Origin of the sequence: Desulfobacula toluolica Tol2, assembly GCF_000307105.1 — a bacterium.
Taxonomy (GTDB): domain Bacteria; phylum Desulfobacterota; class Desulfobacteria; order Desulfobacterales; family Desulfobacteraceae; genus Desulfobacula; species Desulfobacula toluolica.
This window is the reverse complement of the sequence record NC_018645.1, coordinates 3,107,087-3,123,681: the sequence shown is the minus strand read 5'-3', so window position 1 is coordinate 3,123,681 and position 16,595 is coordinate 3,107,087. Positions and strand designations below refer to the sequence as shown.

At 44.8% G+C, this 16,595-nt stretch carries 6 protein-coding genes; 1 reads left to right on the top strand and 5 read right to left on the bottom strand.

All coding sequences use genetic code 11. The features are described from left to right. Window positions 1-13 precede the first annotated feature (13 nt). The 4 genes from TOL2_RS14235 to TOL2_RS14220 form a co-directional block, all read right to left on the bottom strand. A complete protein-coding gene (locus TOL2_RS14235; protein WP_041279541.1) occupies window positions 14-8,758 on the bottom strand; it encodes a putative Ig domain-containing protein in 8,745 nt (2,914 codons plus the stop codon). Beyond that, a complete protein-coding gene (locus TOL2_RS14230) occupies window positions 8,745-9,992 on the bottom strand; it encodes a hypothetical protein (RefSeq protein ID WP_041279540.1) in 1,248 nt (415 codons plus the stop codon). Before TOL2_RS14230 ends, TOL2_RS14235 begins: the two co-directional genes overlap by 14 nt. A 116-nt stretch (window positions 9,993-10,108) precedes the next feature. After that, on the bottom strand, window positions 10,109-12,877 hold the full coding sequence (locus TOL2_RS14225; RefSeq protein ID WP_014958102.1) for a hemolysin-type lysine-binding protein: 2,769 nt from the start codon (window positions 12,875-12,877) through the stop codon (window positions 10,109-10,111). Between the two features lie 13 nt (window positions 12,878-12,890). Continuing rightward, window positions 12,891-13,619 carry a hypothetical protein gene (locus tag TOL2_RS14220; RefSeq protein ID WP_014958101.1) on the bottom strand — a complete coding sequence of 243 codons (729 nt, stop codon included), beginning with the start codon at window positions 13,617-13,619 and terminating at the stop codon, window positions 12,891-12,893. Window positions 13,620-13,936: 317 nt separating this feature from the next. Between TOL2_RS14220 and TOL2_RS14210 the strand changes: the two genes are divergently transcribed. Continuing rightward, window positions 13,937-15,477, top strand: a protein-coding gene (locus TOL2_RS14210) for an IS3 family transposase (protein ID WP_408605376.1) whose coding sequence is annotated in 2 segments (ribosomal slippage) — window positions 13,937-14,396 and window positions 14,396-15,477 — 1,542 coding nt in all. Because the reading frame shifts where the segments join, the coding sequence is not laid out codon by codon here. 635 nt (window positions 15,478-16,112) lie between these two features. Here TOL2_RS14210 and TOL2_RS24215 read toward each other — a convergent pair. Next, window positions 16,113-16,418: a hypothetical protein gene (locus TOL2_RS24215; RefSeq protein ID WP_014955645.1), complete on the bottom strand. Its 306-nt coding sequence runs from the start codon at window positions 16,416-16,418 to the stop codon at window positions 16,113-16,115. Window positions 16,419-16,595: the final 177 nt, after the last annotated feature.

Below are 16,595 nucleotides of genomic sequence, written 5' to 3'. Positions count from 1 at the left end.
CCCCTAAGCTTCTCTAAAATGCTCCCACTTCTTGCCAGCTTTCCGTAATTATTCCCATAAGCTGTATATCCTGTTGAACATCATCCAAACTATTCAAGTTTAGTCCTTCCGAATCTGCATAAGCAGACATTTCCTGCATCAATTGGTTGACATCAGTACCAGTCAAATAGCTGCCGTCGGCAAGGGATATGTTTCCAACTTGAATCTCGTTGTTTGGACCGGTATCGTCTGTAATAGTGATAAGATCACTAACACCGTAACCAATCTGTAATCCATTCGAGTTTTGAAATATAACAATACTGTCTTTTTCCACGTCCGCACCAAATTCAATAGAATCCAACCCGGATGAAATACTGAGGGTGTCGCTTCCATCACCAAGACTAAAACGAAAAACATCATCACCTGCTCCGCCATCCAGGGTATCATTGCCGGTTCCGCCGATAATAACATCCGCTTCACTTGATCCGATTACGGTATCACTATGGCTGCCCGCATTGATCCAGGCTATATTGGTCAGCTTGGTTGCACTGAAGTCCAGGTAATCATAGTTGGCTGTACCACCGGCAACGATGTTGTTTCCCTCTCCGCCGTCGATTTCTTCAACTGTCTGATCATTCCGGAAATTATTCAACCGGATCGTGTCATCATCCGTGCCACCGATAATCCTGTCATACCCGTCACCACCTGTGATCCTGTCATAGCCCTGATCACTGCCTTCAACAATAAAGGTGTCATCACCACCGCCGCCGTTCAGGGTATCATTGCCGGTTCCGCCGATAATAACATCCGCTTCACTTGATCCGATTACGGTATCACTATGGCTGCCCGCATTGATCCAGGCTATATTGGTCAGCTTGGTTGCACTGAAGTCCAGGTAATCATAGTTGGCTGTACCACCGGCAACGATGTTGTTTCCCTCTCCGCCGTCGATTTCTTCAACTGTCTGATCATTCCGGAAATTATTCAACCGGATCGTGTCATCATCCGTGCCACCGATAATCCTGTCATACCCGTCACCACCTGTGATCCTGTCATAGCCCTGATCACTGCCTTCAACAATAAAGGTGTCATCACCACCGCCGCCGTTCAGGGTATCATTGCCGGTTCCGCCGATAATAACATCCGCTTCACTTGATCCGATTACGGTATCACTATGGCTGCCCGCATTGATCCAGGCTATATTGGTCAGCTTGGTTGCACTGAAGTCCAGGTAATCATAGTTGGCTGTACCGCCGGCAACGATGTTGTTTCCCTCTCCGCCGTCGATTTCTTCAACTGTCTGATCATTCCGGAAATTATTCAACCGGATCGTGTCATCATCCGTGCCACCGATAATCCTGTCATACCCGTCACCACCTGTGATCCTGTCATAGCCCTGATCACTGCCTTCAACAATAAAGGTGTCATCACCACCGCCGCCGTTCAGGGTATCATTGCCGGTTCCGCCGATAATAACATCCGTTTCACTTGATCCGATTACGGTATCACTATGGCTGCCCGCATCGATCCTGTGTATATTGGTCAGCTTGGTTGCACTGAAGTCCAGGTAATCATAATTGGCTGTACCACCGGCAACGATGTTGTTTCCCTCTCCGCCGTCGATCTCTTCAACTGTCTGATCATTCCGGAAATTATTCAACCGGATCGTGTCATCATCCGTGCCACCGATAATCCTGTCATACCCGTCACCACCTGTGATCCTGTCATAGCCATGATCACTGCCTTCAACAATAAAGGTGTCATCACCACCGCCGCCGTTCAGGGTATCATTGCCGGTTCCGCCGATAATAACATCCGCTTCACTTGATCCGATTACGGTATCACTATGGCTGCCCGCATTGATCCAGGCTATATTGGTCAGCTTGGTTGCACTGAAGTCCAGGTAATCATAGTTGGCTGTACCGCCGGCAACGATGTTGTTTCCCTCTCCGCCGTCGATTTCTTCAACTGTCTGATCATTCCGGAAATTATTCAACCGGATCGTGTCATCATCCGTGCCACCGATAATCCTGTCATACCCGTCACTACCTGTGATCCTGTCATAGCCCTGATCACTGCCTTCAACAATAAAGGTGTCATCACCACCGCCGCCGTTCAGGGTATCATTGCCGGTTCCGCCGATAATAACATCTGCCTCGTTCGATCCGATAACCGTGTCGCTATAACTGCCGGCATCTATCCGGTCTATATTGGTCAGAGTGGTTGCAGAAAAGTCCAGGTAATCATAGTTGGCCGTACCGCCGGCAATGATATTGGTGCCTTCACCACCGTCGATTTCTTCCACGGTCCGGTCATCCTTAAAGCTGTTCAGACGGATGGTATCATCTCCAGTTCCACCGACTATCTTGTCATACCCTTCACCGCCGCCGATCTTGTTATAACCCTGGTCGCTGCCTTCAACGATAAAGGTATCGTCACCAGCTCCGCCGTTCAAAGTATCGTTGCCTTCAAATCCCTCTATTACATCACGCAAGTCCGTACCGGTTATGACGTCACCCCATGAGGAGCCGGCAAGATAATTGGCAACATCCAAAGAAAAACGGGTAACAGCGTAGTCACCTGCCGTGTCGGTGGCAGTTACTGTCACATCCAGAATACCGGCATCACCGTCTTCCGGGGTACCACTGAATGCAACCGTATTCGGATCAAAGAAAAGCCATAGGGGCAGAGCCTGGTCATTCCCAAGTGATGCCGTATAGGTTAACGAGTCCCCGATATCCGCATCGGTAAATGTGTCTGGCGGAAGTATGTAATTAAAGGCGAAATCCTCGGTTGCTGTCTGATCCTGAAGTGCCACACTCACTGCCGGGGCAGTATTGACAAGATCGGCAAGGCCGGCCTGACTGCCGTCTGTAAATTGCAATGTATCGGTTACCAGCGAACCTGTATGGCCGAACCGGTCAAAATCCTTGAGCCGCAGAGCATCACCCTGTGAACCCACGTGAATGATCAGGTCATTGCCGTCCTGCTCAAAAGTGAGATCCTCAACCGTGATGCCTGTCCCGAATTCGATTAAATTTCCTTCTGTATCATTGGATACATCTTCAATAGTGTCATCCCCGTCACCCAAGTTGAACACATAGGTGTCACTACCGCTGCCCCCGGTCAGGATATCATTGCCCTTCCCGCCGGCCAGCGTATCAGCCCCTTCCTCACCTGATATCCGGTCACTAACGGCCGTACCGGCCAAAAGGTCGTCATTCTGCGTTCCATCAATATCAAAACCCCGCTGAAGCAAATCAGAGATATCAAGCTTAGAACCATAAGCAAACTGGAATGATTCTATTGCGGAGGACGTGAGCGGATCATCCGGATTGAAATCCTCGATATGGATCTCATCACCCTGATCCCCGACCCTCAGCAGCAGCGAGCCAAGATCTAAAGAGATGTCGTCTGAAGTAATCCCTTCGCCGAACCGAATGGTGTCTGTCCCTTGGGAATCTGAGATCCGGTCAGTACCGTCCCCTAAATTGAAAAGATAGGTATCGTCCCCGTCACCACCTGATAACAGGTCGTTTCCTTTTCCACCTTGAAAGATGTCGTTGCCTGCGGTCCCTTCCAGGACGTCATCACCGGATGTGCCTTCAATCACAAGATCCTGGAATTCGACATTGAGATCAAACGTATCCGACACATTCAGCCCCTTTTGATCCGTGGCTGTTACCGTAACACTGATGGTTTCTTCCGCAGATGGTGTGCCGCTGAAGATTCTTTTTTCAGAATCAAAGTTGAGCCAGAAAGGCAACTTACTTCCATCAGACAGGGTAGCGCTGTAACTCAGCACATCGCCTTTGTCCGGGTCTGTGAAGGTGGTGTCCGGTATCTGGAAGGTGAATATATCGTCAAGGGCTGTGGTTTGATCAGGGAGAGGGGACGACAGTACCGGAGCCTGGTTGTCTCCCCCCACCATGGTTTGAATCATCGCCTGGTCCCAGACAGCACCGTTGGAAAATTCCACACGGTTGATCTTGTTGTCGAAGCGTGTATTATTCACAGAGTATTCAGCTGCATAATAGTCGGCGATAGTAACCTGATCATTACTATTCTTAATTTCGAGTACCAAGTTATCACCATCCTGAAGTGCTAAAACATCGAGTTCGGTGATATCGGCGCCAAACAGCAGGGTATCTAAACCATCTGCCCTATCATTATCATTGATGATATCCTGACCATCACCGCGATTATAGATATACACATCATCGCCGGTATCACCAATCATTCTATCACTGCCTGCCCCCCCACTAAGTACATCATTACCATCATCGCCTCCCAACCTGTCATTACCGCTGCCGCCATAAAGCGTATCGTCTCCTTCTTTGCCGTATAGGTAGTCATTTCCGGCCAGACCCAAAAAGTGATCGCTATTAACGCTGCCTTCCATATAATCACTTCCTTCGGTACCCGACAAATGGAAAGGATCACCATAAAGTGCTGTTTCACCCCAGACTGTCCCGTCATTGAACTCCACCCTTTCAATCTGGCAGCCAATGCGGTTGCCTAAAATCATACGAGGCCATGTTCCTTTTACGGTTATGTTATCATCCGTGCCTTTTATGCCGAGACAAAGGTTGCCGGCGTCCTGCCAGACTTCCACATCTGCCGGATCAATACCATTCTTAAAACGGATGGTGTCTGTGCCAGTCACTTCATAAATAGTGTCCTGACCGTCACCACGGCCAAACAGATAGACATCGTCACCTGTGCCGCCATATAGTTCATCGTTGCCGGCTCTGCCATCAAAAACATCATTGAGTTTTCCGCCTCTCAAAGAATGATCATCCCAAATGCTTATCCATTTGTCATCCTGGTCCGTACCGACAAGGGATGTCTGTTCCAATAGATACCTGTCCAATGGTGTGCCGTCACTGAGTTCCACCTCAAGCGCCCTGGCGTGCGGATCGGTAAACCAGGAATCAACACGGATACTGTCCCCGGTGCCTTGAATAGTCAAAAAGAGATCATTATAATTGAAATCATTATAACTCCTGGTAGCAATGATATCATCATCGGAAATCCCTGCACCGAAACGGAGAATATCTGAATCCTGTCGCCAACTATCCTTATTCCAGAGGGTATCTTGTCCATCCCCGATTCCGAAGAGATAAACATCATCTCCGATTCCGCCCTTAATAAAATCATTTCCTGCTCCCCCACTAAGCGTATCACTACCTTCATCGCCGTAGAGATGGTCATCCCCGGATCCGCCAATCAGGGTGTCGTTGCCAATATCGGCATACAAAAAATCGCTGCCGTCGCCGCCATCCAATGTATCATTACCTTCTTGGCCATAGAGATAATCGTCATCGGTTCCGCCAAAGATTGTGTCATCCCCTGTACCACCAAAGATCACGTCCCAATCGTCTCCACCGTACAGGTTATCATCACCGCTGCCGCCATGCAGATTATCGTGACCTGGCCCGCCATAAATGGTATCTGATCCGGCGCCGCCATCAATGTTGTCATCGCCCCCCTGACCATCGATGATATCATCGCCGTTTGTACCGGTTATGTCTTCGCTCATGTCATATAATAATTCGGTATGACTGATTTCTTGTGATCCGATCAGATATGTAAACGGGAGGCCGGCATCACGCCCGCCTTTAACGACCAATGAATTGTTTGCATCAAAAACAACGAGAAGATCGTTCCCGTCAGGGTTGTTAATAATTTGTCCCCCCTCGTATGAAACATAGCGTATTTCACTGTACTCCGAAATAAATTCAACAGTGCTTGCACCTTGCGAATCAATAATGACATCATCTCCGCCACCCTGTAATTTATAAGTGTCTGCGCCTTCTCCACCCTCCATAATATCATTGCCGCTGTCCCCTGTAAGGGTGTCGTTCCCATCCCCGCCTAAAAGGTAGTCATCTCCGTCTTGTCCGTTCAGGATATCATCACCTTCCCCACCTTGGAGTTGATCTTTTCCGGCACCGCCATCCATAACATCATTGCCTTTTTGGCCAAACAAGAGATCATTGCCTTGCTCACCATAAAGATGATCATTTCCATCCCCACCCTGGAGTTGATCATTGCCTGCACCGCCATAAAGCATGTCGTCACCGATACCGCCGCCTAATGTATCCGCACCGGTTCCACCGTTGAGGATATCATTGCCGCCCCCACTATACAGGTAATCGCTGCCATCCCCCCCATCGAGAAAATCATTTCCTGCGGGAATATCAAAATAAATATCCCCCCCTCCTATGCCCGTTACAGTGATGGTATCGCCATCCTTCACCGACACAACGCCGTTAAAATTTACATCAGTGATCCAACCATTTGCCTGGTCAAATGTAAAATCGACCATATCCGGCCCCAACATCCCCATTATGGAGTTTGTCCAGAACAGATCGTTATCCCCCAGCAAAACGTCGTTACCGTCACCTCCAGAGAGATAATCATCCCCGGCATGACCGGTCAGAACATCGGTTTGTGAACCTCCGGACATGGTGTCATTGCCTCTGTATCCGGTCAAAATATCGAAGCCTGCTCCTCCGAGCATCACCGAACCAACATTACCCGTATCTTGAATAAGATCATTGCCATCCCCGCCATCCATGACATCACCGACAATATCCGGCGCCATAGTACTGTTTGAGTTACTGACAATATGGTCATCGCCACCACCACCGTTCAGGTAATCATCCCATGGCAATCCCAGGATATAATCACTGCCGGCACCGCCATAAATTTCCAAGGATATGCTTGTGGACATATCAGCAGTAATATCTGCATTATCACCAAACCCATAACTATAGGTACCCAGATCGTAATCCGGATGGTAATCCGATTCATCATCATCGGCACTTCCGACTAAGGTATGATCATAGTCACCTGGCGGCGTATAGTCTTCCAGGGTCAGACCTAAAGTACCATCACTGAAATCTTCAATCTTGATAGAATGATTTGTCGAGGTATGAGACACTATCAGGGTATTGCTGTTCTCGTCAAAAAGGGCATAATAATTTTCATCAGAGTCGCTATAAATATTGGAATCCGGACTCAGGCCTGTCCAGGTCAGTTCTGACAAGTCCTGTCCCTCAAACCAGATAGTACCCCGGCCGTCTAAATCATTGATGATATCACCGGTTCCGGCATAGTAGGTATCGTTTCCGGCACCACCTTCAAGCCGATCACCGGCATTATCTTCAATCTTTTCTTTTGATCCCCCGTAAATCGTATCATCCGCCAAACACCCCTTAATCGTATCCGCCCCGTCGCCGCCCTCAATCCGATCGATATCGATCAGAGCAGTCCCGGACAGATCAATGGTATCAGCCATGTCCGTACCGGCAATGATGTTCTCACCACCTCTGCCGTCAATGATTTCTACGGTATTCTCACCATTCTCACCTGAAAAGTCATGAACCCGGATGGTATCGTCTCCGTCACTGCCCCGGATGGTATCTTCCTCTGCCCCGCCATTGAAGACATCGTAATCATCATCCTCACCCTGGATGTAGAAGATATCTTTGCCATCACCGCCGTACATGGTATCTTGGCCTTCTCCACCTTCGATGTGATCTTCACCGCCGTGTCCTTTGAGGGTGTCATTACCGCCCATGCCGTACAGATGGTCGACCCCTTTGTAAAGCAAATCGTGCAAATGACCCGTACCGATATTGTCGATACCGGAGTGTCCGAACTGATAATGTCTAATATGTTCTGCTGTGTCCACGCCTTTCTCAAGTGTGACGTCAAGCGCTTTGTCATGGAACCATATGTCTTTTGTACTGCCATGAAGCAGATAGTAAGTGAATTCCGCACGATCCATCCAGAACTGATCCGATTGGTTTGAAATCGGTATCTTGGATGCTACTCCTGCTTCATAAAAAGGTGTTAAATTCCCTATAGCGGTCATTTCTTCAACACTTCCATTGATGGCCGCATTGGCGAGGATCGCAATTTCTCTATCGGAATAGTTGGTAATTGACCTGGTGGTGCCATTAACTGTTGCATCAAAATTTTGGTTATATTGAGTTACGATGGTGCCGATCGCCTTGTTGTGTTCATCTGAGCTATGATACAGACTGCTGAGTGCTGATGTTACGGTTCCTGTGAATGTAAAACCTGCTGCTTTGGAATATTCTATTTTTAGAGGCTCCTCACTAGCATTGGCATGTTTTAAAATCCAGGATTCAGCATTAACCAAATCATACTCTTCCCAAACATTGGCTTCTGTGTCCAGAAAAAGGCCGTCAAAGAATTGAGCGATCCCTCCCCTTGGATATAAAAAATCGCTGAACTTGCCACTACCTATTTCAAATTCGTATGTTAACCTGTCAGTGCCGATGTCAGAGGTAGCATCAACTCCAATATAACGATCAATCAGCTCGCTGGCTGCTGTAACTGCTGTGTAGCCGACAAAAACAGACCCAAAACTGACGGCAACTGTCCCTGCACCGGCTGCAGCCAACGCTGAAGCACCGGCAGTAGTTGCAAGACTTTCAAAAATAGCTTTCAGGAGTGCTTCATAAGGTTTGTCTCCATCGGCCATGTTCACAGCAAAACTTAATGGTATTCCTGCGGGAGCGTTGACAGTGAAAAATTTCATCGTACCACTGCTTGGCATTTCTTTTTCTGCCAATTCCAGAGCAAAAGCAACTAATGTGTTATAGCCTTTATCGGTTATTGTCAGGTAGACACCGGGATTGTCTTTTAACTCTGTTTTCGCGGCTTCCTCTTTTGCCCAGGCTATTGCACCTGTCTCTTCTTCTGCCCTTTTTTTAACAAGATCAACACTATTTTCTGACATCGGACTCTCCTTCTATGATTTTAATTTCTTCTCGCAGGCTTGCTCTACGCCAAAGTTCTTCCTGTTGTTCCAGAGTAATGTTTTTATCCTTTGCAAATGCAATAGCAAAAGACATATCCATCTTCCCAGCCACCTCATACCCGCAATAATGTTCTATAAGATACTTGGTATTTCGTGCGCCGACAGCATTCACAGCAATATGATAGATAGCTTCTCTTTCTTTGTGATTTCGAATTTTTTTATAAACAGGGCTCCCGTTATCAGGCGAATAAAATTCTTTCCTCATCTTGATGTACTGATGAATTGAAGACAGATCACAGTCAAAATTGTGGGAGTGTATCTCTCCAAGAATTATATCGCTAAGATTTATCAAAAGCGTCAACTGGGACAAAACTTCCATCTTAGGGTTATTTTGAACGGTTTGAGCTATGCTTGCCGAATCTTTCCATTTTGCTCGCAACTCGTTTAACCATTGCACCAGAAGTCTGTAGCGATGTACCATCTCAGGCAATTTAGCCATTTTTTTAGCTGAACCTAAATATTTTCCACTATAATATCCATCTTTAAGCGTGTAACTAAACGCCAATCCGGCAAACCCTTCAAGGTACTTTTCTTCCATCTTTTTATCTGCAAAAGGTTTAGTGGTCATGGCCTCCAGGCAGAACCAGTATTGATCTAAAATTTTAACCATTTTGGGAGATGGTCTGTTTCTTTTTACGCCAAAGTAAGGCCGATCCTTCTTACCAAAATGGTGATGAAACCACATATTTTGCCAAACACCTGCTTCACCCTCGTTTTTCGGGAGCAGGGCGACTCCTTTTTCATAAATTTTCCACTGTAATTTCGTTAATGGAACGATTATTGGCAACTCCGGATGCAAGAAAGTCGTCAGAATAGCTTTATAGGAATTCAATGTCTGCCCGGCAACAAAATACTCTTTGGCTGCCAAATTAGCGTTTTCTTTTCCGATCCACACAAGCCGGTGGTTTATGTAGATCGTTGCCGACATAAGAGCCACGACGACCGCCAGAGTTTTAAAAGTCTTTTTTTGTTTGGCACCAATCAACGGCAACAGGACTATTTCTTTATTCTTTTTACTCGCACGCCGCCTCATCAAGTGCCGAACAATTAGCAAGACGATGTATGTGGCGATAAAATAGAGATATATTAACACTGTCGCTATCAGCAAGAATGTTAAACTCATTAAAAAAGGAAAAATTGGGGTCGTATACATTGCATTGTCCTCTTAAAATCACAATGGGACTTGGGGTCACATCTTGATTAGTGACTTAATCCTATTGAATTGTCGTTTAAATTTACTATCTTTTTTTAAATTATTTGTTCTTATACCTAATCATAAAGATGATCATTTCCATTCCCCCCATCGAGAAAATCATTTCCTGCGGGAATATCAAAATAAATATCCCCCCCTCCTATGCCCGTTACAGTGATGGTATCGCCATCCTTCACCGACATAGCTCCGTTAAAATTTACATCAGTGATCCAACCTGCCTGGTCAAATGTAAAATCAACCATATTCGGCCCCAACATCCCCATTATGGAGTTTGTCCAGAACAGATCGTTATCCCCCAGCAAAACGTCGTTACCGTCACCTCCAGAGAGATAGTCATCCCCGGCATGACCGGTCAGAACATCGGTTTGTGAACCTCCGGACATGGTGTCATTGCCTCTGTATCCGTTCAAAATATCGAAACCTGCCCCTCCGAGCATCACCGAACCAACATTGCCCGTATCTTGAATAAGATCATTGCCATCCCCGCCATCCATGACATCACCGACAATATCCGGCGCCATAGTGCTGTTTGAGTTACTGACAATATGGTCATCGCCACCACCACCGTTCAGGTAATCATCCCATGGCAATCCCAGGATATAATCACTGCCGGCACCGCCATAAATTTCCAAGGATATGCTTGTGGACATATCAGCAGTAATATCTGCATTATCACCAAACCCATAACTATAGGTACCCAGATCGTAATCCGGATGGTAATCCGATTCATCATCATCGGCACTTCCGATTAAGGTATAATCATAGTCACTTGGCGGCGTATAGTCTTCCAGGGTCAGACCTAAAGTACCATCACTGAAATTTTCGATCTTGATATAATGATTTGTCGATGAATGCGACACTATCAGGGTATTGCTGGTATTGTCAAAAAGGGCATAATAATTTTCATCAGAGTCGCTATAAATATTGGAATCCGGACTCAGGCCTGTCCAGGTCAGTCCTGACAATTCCCGGCCCTCAAACCAGACAGTGCCCCGGCCGTCTAAATCATTGATGACATCGCCGGTTCCGGCATAATAGATATCGTTTCCGGCACCGCCTTCAAGCTGGTCAACAGCATTATCTTCGATCTGGTCTTTGGATCCCCCGTAAATCGTATCATCCGCCAAACACCCCTTAATCGTATCCGCCCCGTCGCCGCCCTCAATCCGGTCGATATCGATCAGGGCTGTTCCGGACATATCTATTGTGTCTACCATACCAGTTCCGGCAATAACGTTCTCACCACCTCTGCCGTCAATGATTTCTACGGTATTCTCGCCTGAGAAATCATGAACCCGGATGGTGTCATTTCCTTCACTGCCCAGGATGGTGTCCTCATTATGGTCTCCGCCATTAAAAATGTCGTAATCATCATCTTCACCCTGGATGTAGAAGGTGTCTTTATCTCCGCCACCGTACATGGTGTCTTGGCCTTCCCCACCTTCGATGTAATCTTCACCGCCGTATCCTTTGAGGGTGTCGTTGCCGCCCATGCCGTAGAGGTGGTCATCGCCGGTGTTGCCGTTAGATCCAAATTCATCACGGACTTCCGTGCCCCAAAAATAATCACGAATCGTCAAATCCACACCAATTCCGGACTTCCAGGCAGTTGTATTAATGCCTAAGCGCTTGTCTGTAAACTGAATGGTATCTTCACCAGAAGGCAGCTTCTCATCCGGGTGGGCCAGGTAATACAGAAATGTGGAACGGTCTTCGATGTACTTATCGGAATAATTATCAATATCCAATTCACCGTTTTCGTTAACTATACTGTAATTTGCCCCAATAATTGCAAACGGGTTCAGTGCACGCAGCGAAAAGAGGTGTGCCTGATCAGATGCCTGGCTTTGAAAATCGGTGATGCTGCTTTTGTCTAAAAACTTGAATTGAAGACTATTTCCCGCTGCATGAGCAATATCCAGTTTGCCGAATGTGTTATTAAGACGGTTAAAACCGTTCTCGCCTGAAAGAGCATAGGCAGTTGACAGATCATCATAGTCTGTTTCATCGGTAAAATGAGCAATGATTTCATTGTAATAGCTGATGGCATTATTCAATACTACCATTGAATGCCCGCTCAAACCTTCATTATCACCGAATACCGGCAGATATGTACCCAAATGATCAGACGTTAATTCGGAAGCAAAATTAGACAGGATGCCGCCATTCAATGTCCCACAGTCATTAAAAGAAACATTCAAAATATTATCTGCGGCAAATTGCGCATAAGATGAATCAAGCCCGAAAGCATTAAGAACTTGATAAATTCCGACCTGTATCAGTGCTTCTCCAAGTGAATCGGTGTAACTTTCCCACATTGTCAGCAGTCTTTCGGTTCCATATGGATTGTAGGCATATCCCTTTATTCCCAGAACAGCTCCAACACTCTGTGTCAGTATTGCACCGAGGGAATGCCCGGTCAGGGTCAGGTTTGAGGAAGATATATTATGGTCAGTCATCATCTGCTGGACAAACGCTTTGGCATCATTGAACTGTGGGTTGTAATTAGCGAGACCGATGATCGCATCGACACCTATATCCATTTTTTCCTGAGTTCCACGGAATGCGATTATATATTCGCCAGTTGGATTGCCTGTGCTATCGTTTTTTTCAAGTAACAGGGCTTGCATGTCTGATGGGGTATCTGCATAGTCTTTGACGGTATAGGAATTGTTTAATGAAAAGCTATCCTGTCCAATATTAAAGGTCCCTTGAAGGATCTTTCCTTTATTTAGCAAAGAGTTTGAAGATTCAGATGGATAGTTTTTATAAGTTAATGCTGATAATTGCCCCATATCTGTAATTATATTTGAATCTATTGCCATTTCTTACCCTTCCTTATTTTATATATTTACCAGCATGTTTAGCGGAAATAAATTTACAATATTTTGTTAAGACGATCCCATCAAAGCCATCCACACTTCCACTTTCACCACACATAGCTGATGGAAAGTATCGTCTCCCTCCCACAAAATCAGGGACCAAAATATAAAATTTACGCATTAACCTGCGGTTATAAGCTATGACTTCGTTTGTCCTGTTTTCCATAATGATCACCTCATCGCTGTAAAGATACCGGCGTTGAAAAGGCGTAAGTTCTACTGGATTGAACACAACTTTGTAGTTGATCAGGGGAAGCTCCTGTTTAGAAATAACCTTACCCCGGGAGACGATCAGTCTCGCTTCCTCATCCATTGTGTCATAATAATTGCCCTTTTTGAATTTATTATGAATGTCCTTGCTGGTCTGCCAGTCTGTCTCAGTCGCAGTATACAGATATATCTTCCCGCCCGGGCTGTTGAGAGCCATGGTTGTAAGATGCACGCCATCCAGATAATTGCGGATCATCAACACTCGGTCGCTTTCATCAAACCCGGGATAGATGTTGTCTTCCCAATAAACACTGCCTGGAAATTCAACCGTTTTTTTGATAAACGTTTTTGGATTGGGTTCAGTTTTACAGATCCGCCAGGCCAAAAAATTGGTAATAATAATATCGTGAGTCAAACTAAGTCCGACACCGATTAGAAGTATCGAAAGACCCCATATTACATTTTTTTTGTTCATCTTTTCTCCTGCTTATAAAAAGTTATACTGCCATCAAAAAGCAATATCCAATATTGACAACGGTATCCGGTTTCTTCTGTTTCCCACAAAAAGAAGTGGGGTCACCTTGATTATGACATTAAATAATTGGGGTCAGAGTAAAATTAATTTAGTCACTAACCAAAATGAGACCCAACTTAGATTTTTTCCTTCTTTAATTTTCTTAAAAGGCCCATTTTGCCTCTAAAATGTGAAGTGGGGTCACCTTAATTACCCCCTGTGTCAGGATAGATGTCGCCTCAATTAAAAATTAAATTTGGGGCATTGAGGTGATAAATATGGGATATTCTATTCAATTAAAAGAAGCTGTGTTAAAAAAGGTGTTACAGGGAAACAAACCCCATCATGAAATTGCAAAAGAATTAGGTGTTGGCCGGTCTACAATCGGTAAATGGTTAAGAGAATACAAACAAAACGGAAGCATAAAATTGAAATCAAAAGAAAAACGCCCCAAAGACTGGACAGCCGAAGAACGTATTTCAGCAATAATTAAAACAGGTTCTATGACTGCTGACGAACGCACTGCCTGGTGCCGCAAAAATGGTATTTTTATCCATAATTTGGACCAGTGGAAAAAAGATGCCATATCAGCAATAATCCCGAAGGCGAATAAAGAACAAATTGAAGAGTACAAAAATCTTAAAAAAGAAATCGCTGCTCTAAAAAAAGACCTGTCCCGTAAAGACAAAGCTCTGGCAGAAACAGCAGCCTTGCTGGTTCTTAAAAAAAAAGCCCAGGAAATCTGGGGGGAGTCAGAGGACGATTGATCAGTCAAGAAGACAAAAAAACTGTGTTGAAATTGATTTCAGAGGCCTGTGAATCAGGGGCACGAAAAAGTAAGGCAGCCCAATTATTGGGACTGACCATTCGAACCCTTCAGCGGTGGAGCAAAAATGGCCTATTGGACAGCCGAAAAGGCTCCCGAGCCGACCCTGGTAACAAATTGTCTGATGATGAAAAGACCCGGATAGCCAATGTATTAGAGTCGCCTGAATTTGCTGAGTCCAATCCAAATCAGATCGTACCAAGACTTGCTGACCAGGGAATTTATCTGGGTTCTGAATCAACCATGTACAGAATTCTTAGGGACTTAAAAATGAATAAACACCGTCAATCCAGTCTTCCCGCAAAAAGGCACAGTCCTGATCCATTGATTGCAAATGCCCCGAACCAGTTGTGGAGCTGGGACATAACGTATTTGCCGTCAACAGTAAGGGGCAGGTTCTTTTACCTATATATGGTGATGGATTTATACAGCCGAAAAGCCGTGGCATGTCAAGTTTATGAATATGAATCCGGTGATTTGGCAGCTGAACTTATAACGGATGCCTGCAATCAAGAAAAAATTTCAGAAGAACAAGTCACCTTGCATTCTGATAATGGATCTCCCATGAAATCTGCCACCATGCTGGCAAAGCTTCAGGATTTGGGAGTTATTCCCTCATTCAGCAGACCCAGTATCAGCAATGATAATCCATACTCAGAGTCATTGTTCAGGACATTAAAATATCGACCGGAATATCCGGACAAACCATTTGAAAATCTATTTGATGCCAGAGAATGGGCAAATCGTTTTATTCATTGGTATAATAAGGAGCATCTGCATAGCGGCATTAATTATGTCACTCCGGAAGATCGACACAACGGCAGGGATATACAAATCCTTAAAAATCGTCATCATGTGTATCAGAAGGCTAAAACGAAACATCCTGAAAGATGGTCAAAAAAAACAAGGAACTGGAAACCCGTTACAGAGGTTGTTTTAAAAAGATTTAAGAAGGTAAAACAATCCACTGATACGGCAAAGAGGGCTGCATAGATGTCAGAAATGGGTATAGCATTAGCAAAAATCCCTCATGGGCGAGAATGGATCCTCAAATTATCCGTCGGAGGTCATGAGGGGATTTTGCGGGAATATTAACAAAGTGTTTTAGAAAAAGGCGACATCTTGCTTGACATCCACCGATTATGACATTATGGATCGGCTAATTCATATGGTAAACATTTTTTAAGGACAATAATCAAGGTGACCCCATATCCCATCATAATACAATTCCTTTTCTGTGAATAACCGATGTCAATTTCACATTATCCATAATCTTCCGAATCAAAAAATAATTGACGGAATTTAATAAAAGTAACCTGATATACCATGTCAAATCAGTAAAATATACTGGGGTAAACCCTGAATTTTGCATATTTTTTGATAATAAATACTTATTTTTATAAAAAACAATGAGATCTGGGGACATCTATGATAAGTTTAGTCAAGAAAAAAAATAGAATTCCCTTCACTTTTTAAAAATAACCTCCAAGAAGTGTTAAAAAATTCATTGCATGATCTCATGATCTTTTTAATCTGCTTCATTGTGTCAAAAGGATTAGATCTGGGGTGTCTAAAAAACCGCGTATTAGCCCATTTTTTTTGCTCGGTTTTTGGGCCTCTTATTCGGGTTAATATCGTGGTACATTGTTAGGATCATGGAAAGCCGCTTTAAAATCATCTTCACCGAGCAGATCCCTGCATTCTTCGCATTCTTGCCATTTTCCGGAATGCCCGTCATTGTAATGGAAATAGCAAACGCTGTATTGCTCATGGTGATATTGACAATACCCTCCACCTTCGATGGAAACATAAGAAGTGTCGCAGCAAATCCATTGATCACAACATTTAGTTTTCACAAGAGGAACCGAATCATTACCGCAAAATCTGCAATATTCACCTGGGATCGTTTTAGCTTTCAATCTATCATGTGTCATTAGAGATCCTTCTCTATTTTCATTAACCCAATATCTAACCGCACAATAGCAAACCCCACTGAATGACTCAAGATTGTTGTAAAATTCCTTTTGCGCCTTATGTTTTCTGTTTTTTCAACTGAAATCGGTTTTTTTATGAGTAAAATTTCAAAATTAAAAAAAGTAGATCGGCCTGGA

What these genes read in the sequence shown, in the direction of transcription:
- TOL2_RS14235 (WP_041279541.1), bottom strand. Translation starts at nt 8,758, where the DNA reads ATGTCAGAAAATAGTGTTGATCTTGTTAAAAAAAGGGCAGAAGAAGAG.
- TOL2_RS14230 (WP_041279540.1), bottom strand. Translation starts at nt 9,992, where the DNA reads ATGTATACGACCCCAATTTTTCCTTTTTTAATGAGTTTAACATTCTTG.
- TOL2_RS14225 (WP_014958102.1), bottom strand. Translation starts at nt 12,877, where the DNA reads ATGGCAATAGATTCAAATATAATTACAGATATGGGGCAATTATCAGCA.
- TOL2_RS14220 (WP_014958101.1), bottom strand. Translation starts at nt 13,619, where the DNA reads ATGAACAAAAAAAATGTAATATGGGGTCTTTCGATACTTCTAATCGGT.
- TOL2_RS24215 (WP_014955645.1), bottom strand. Translation starts at nt 16,418, where the DNA reads ATGACACATGATAGATTGAAAGCTAAAACGATCCCAGGTGAATATTGC.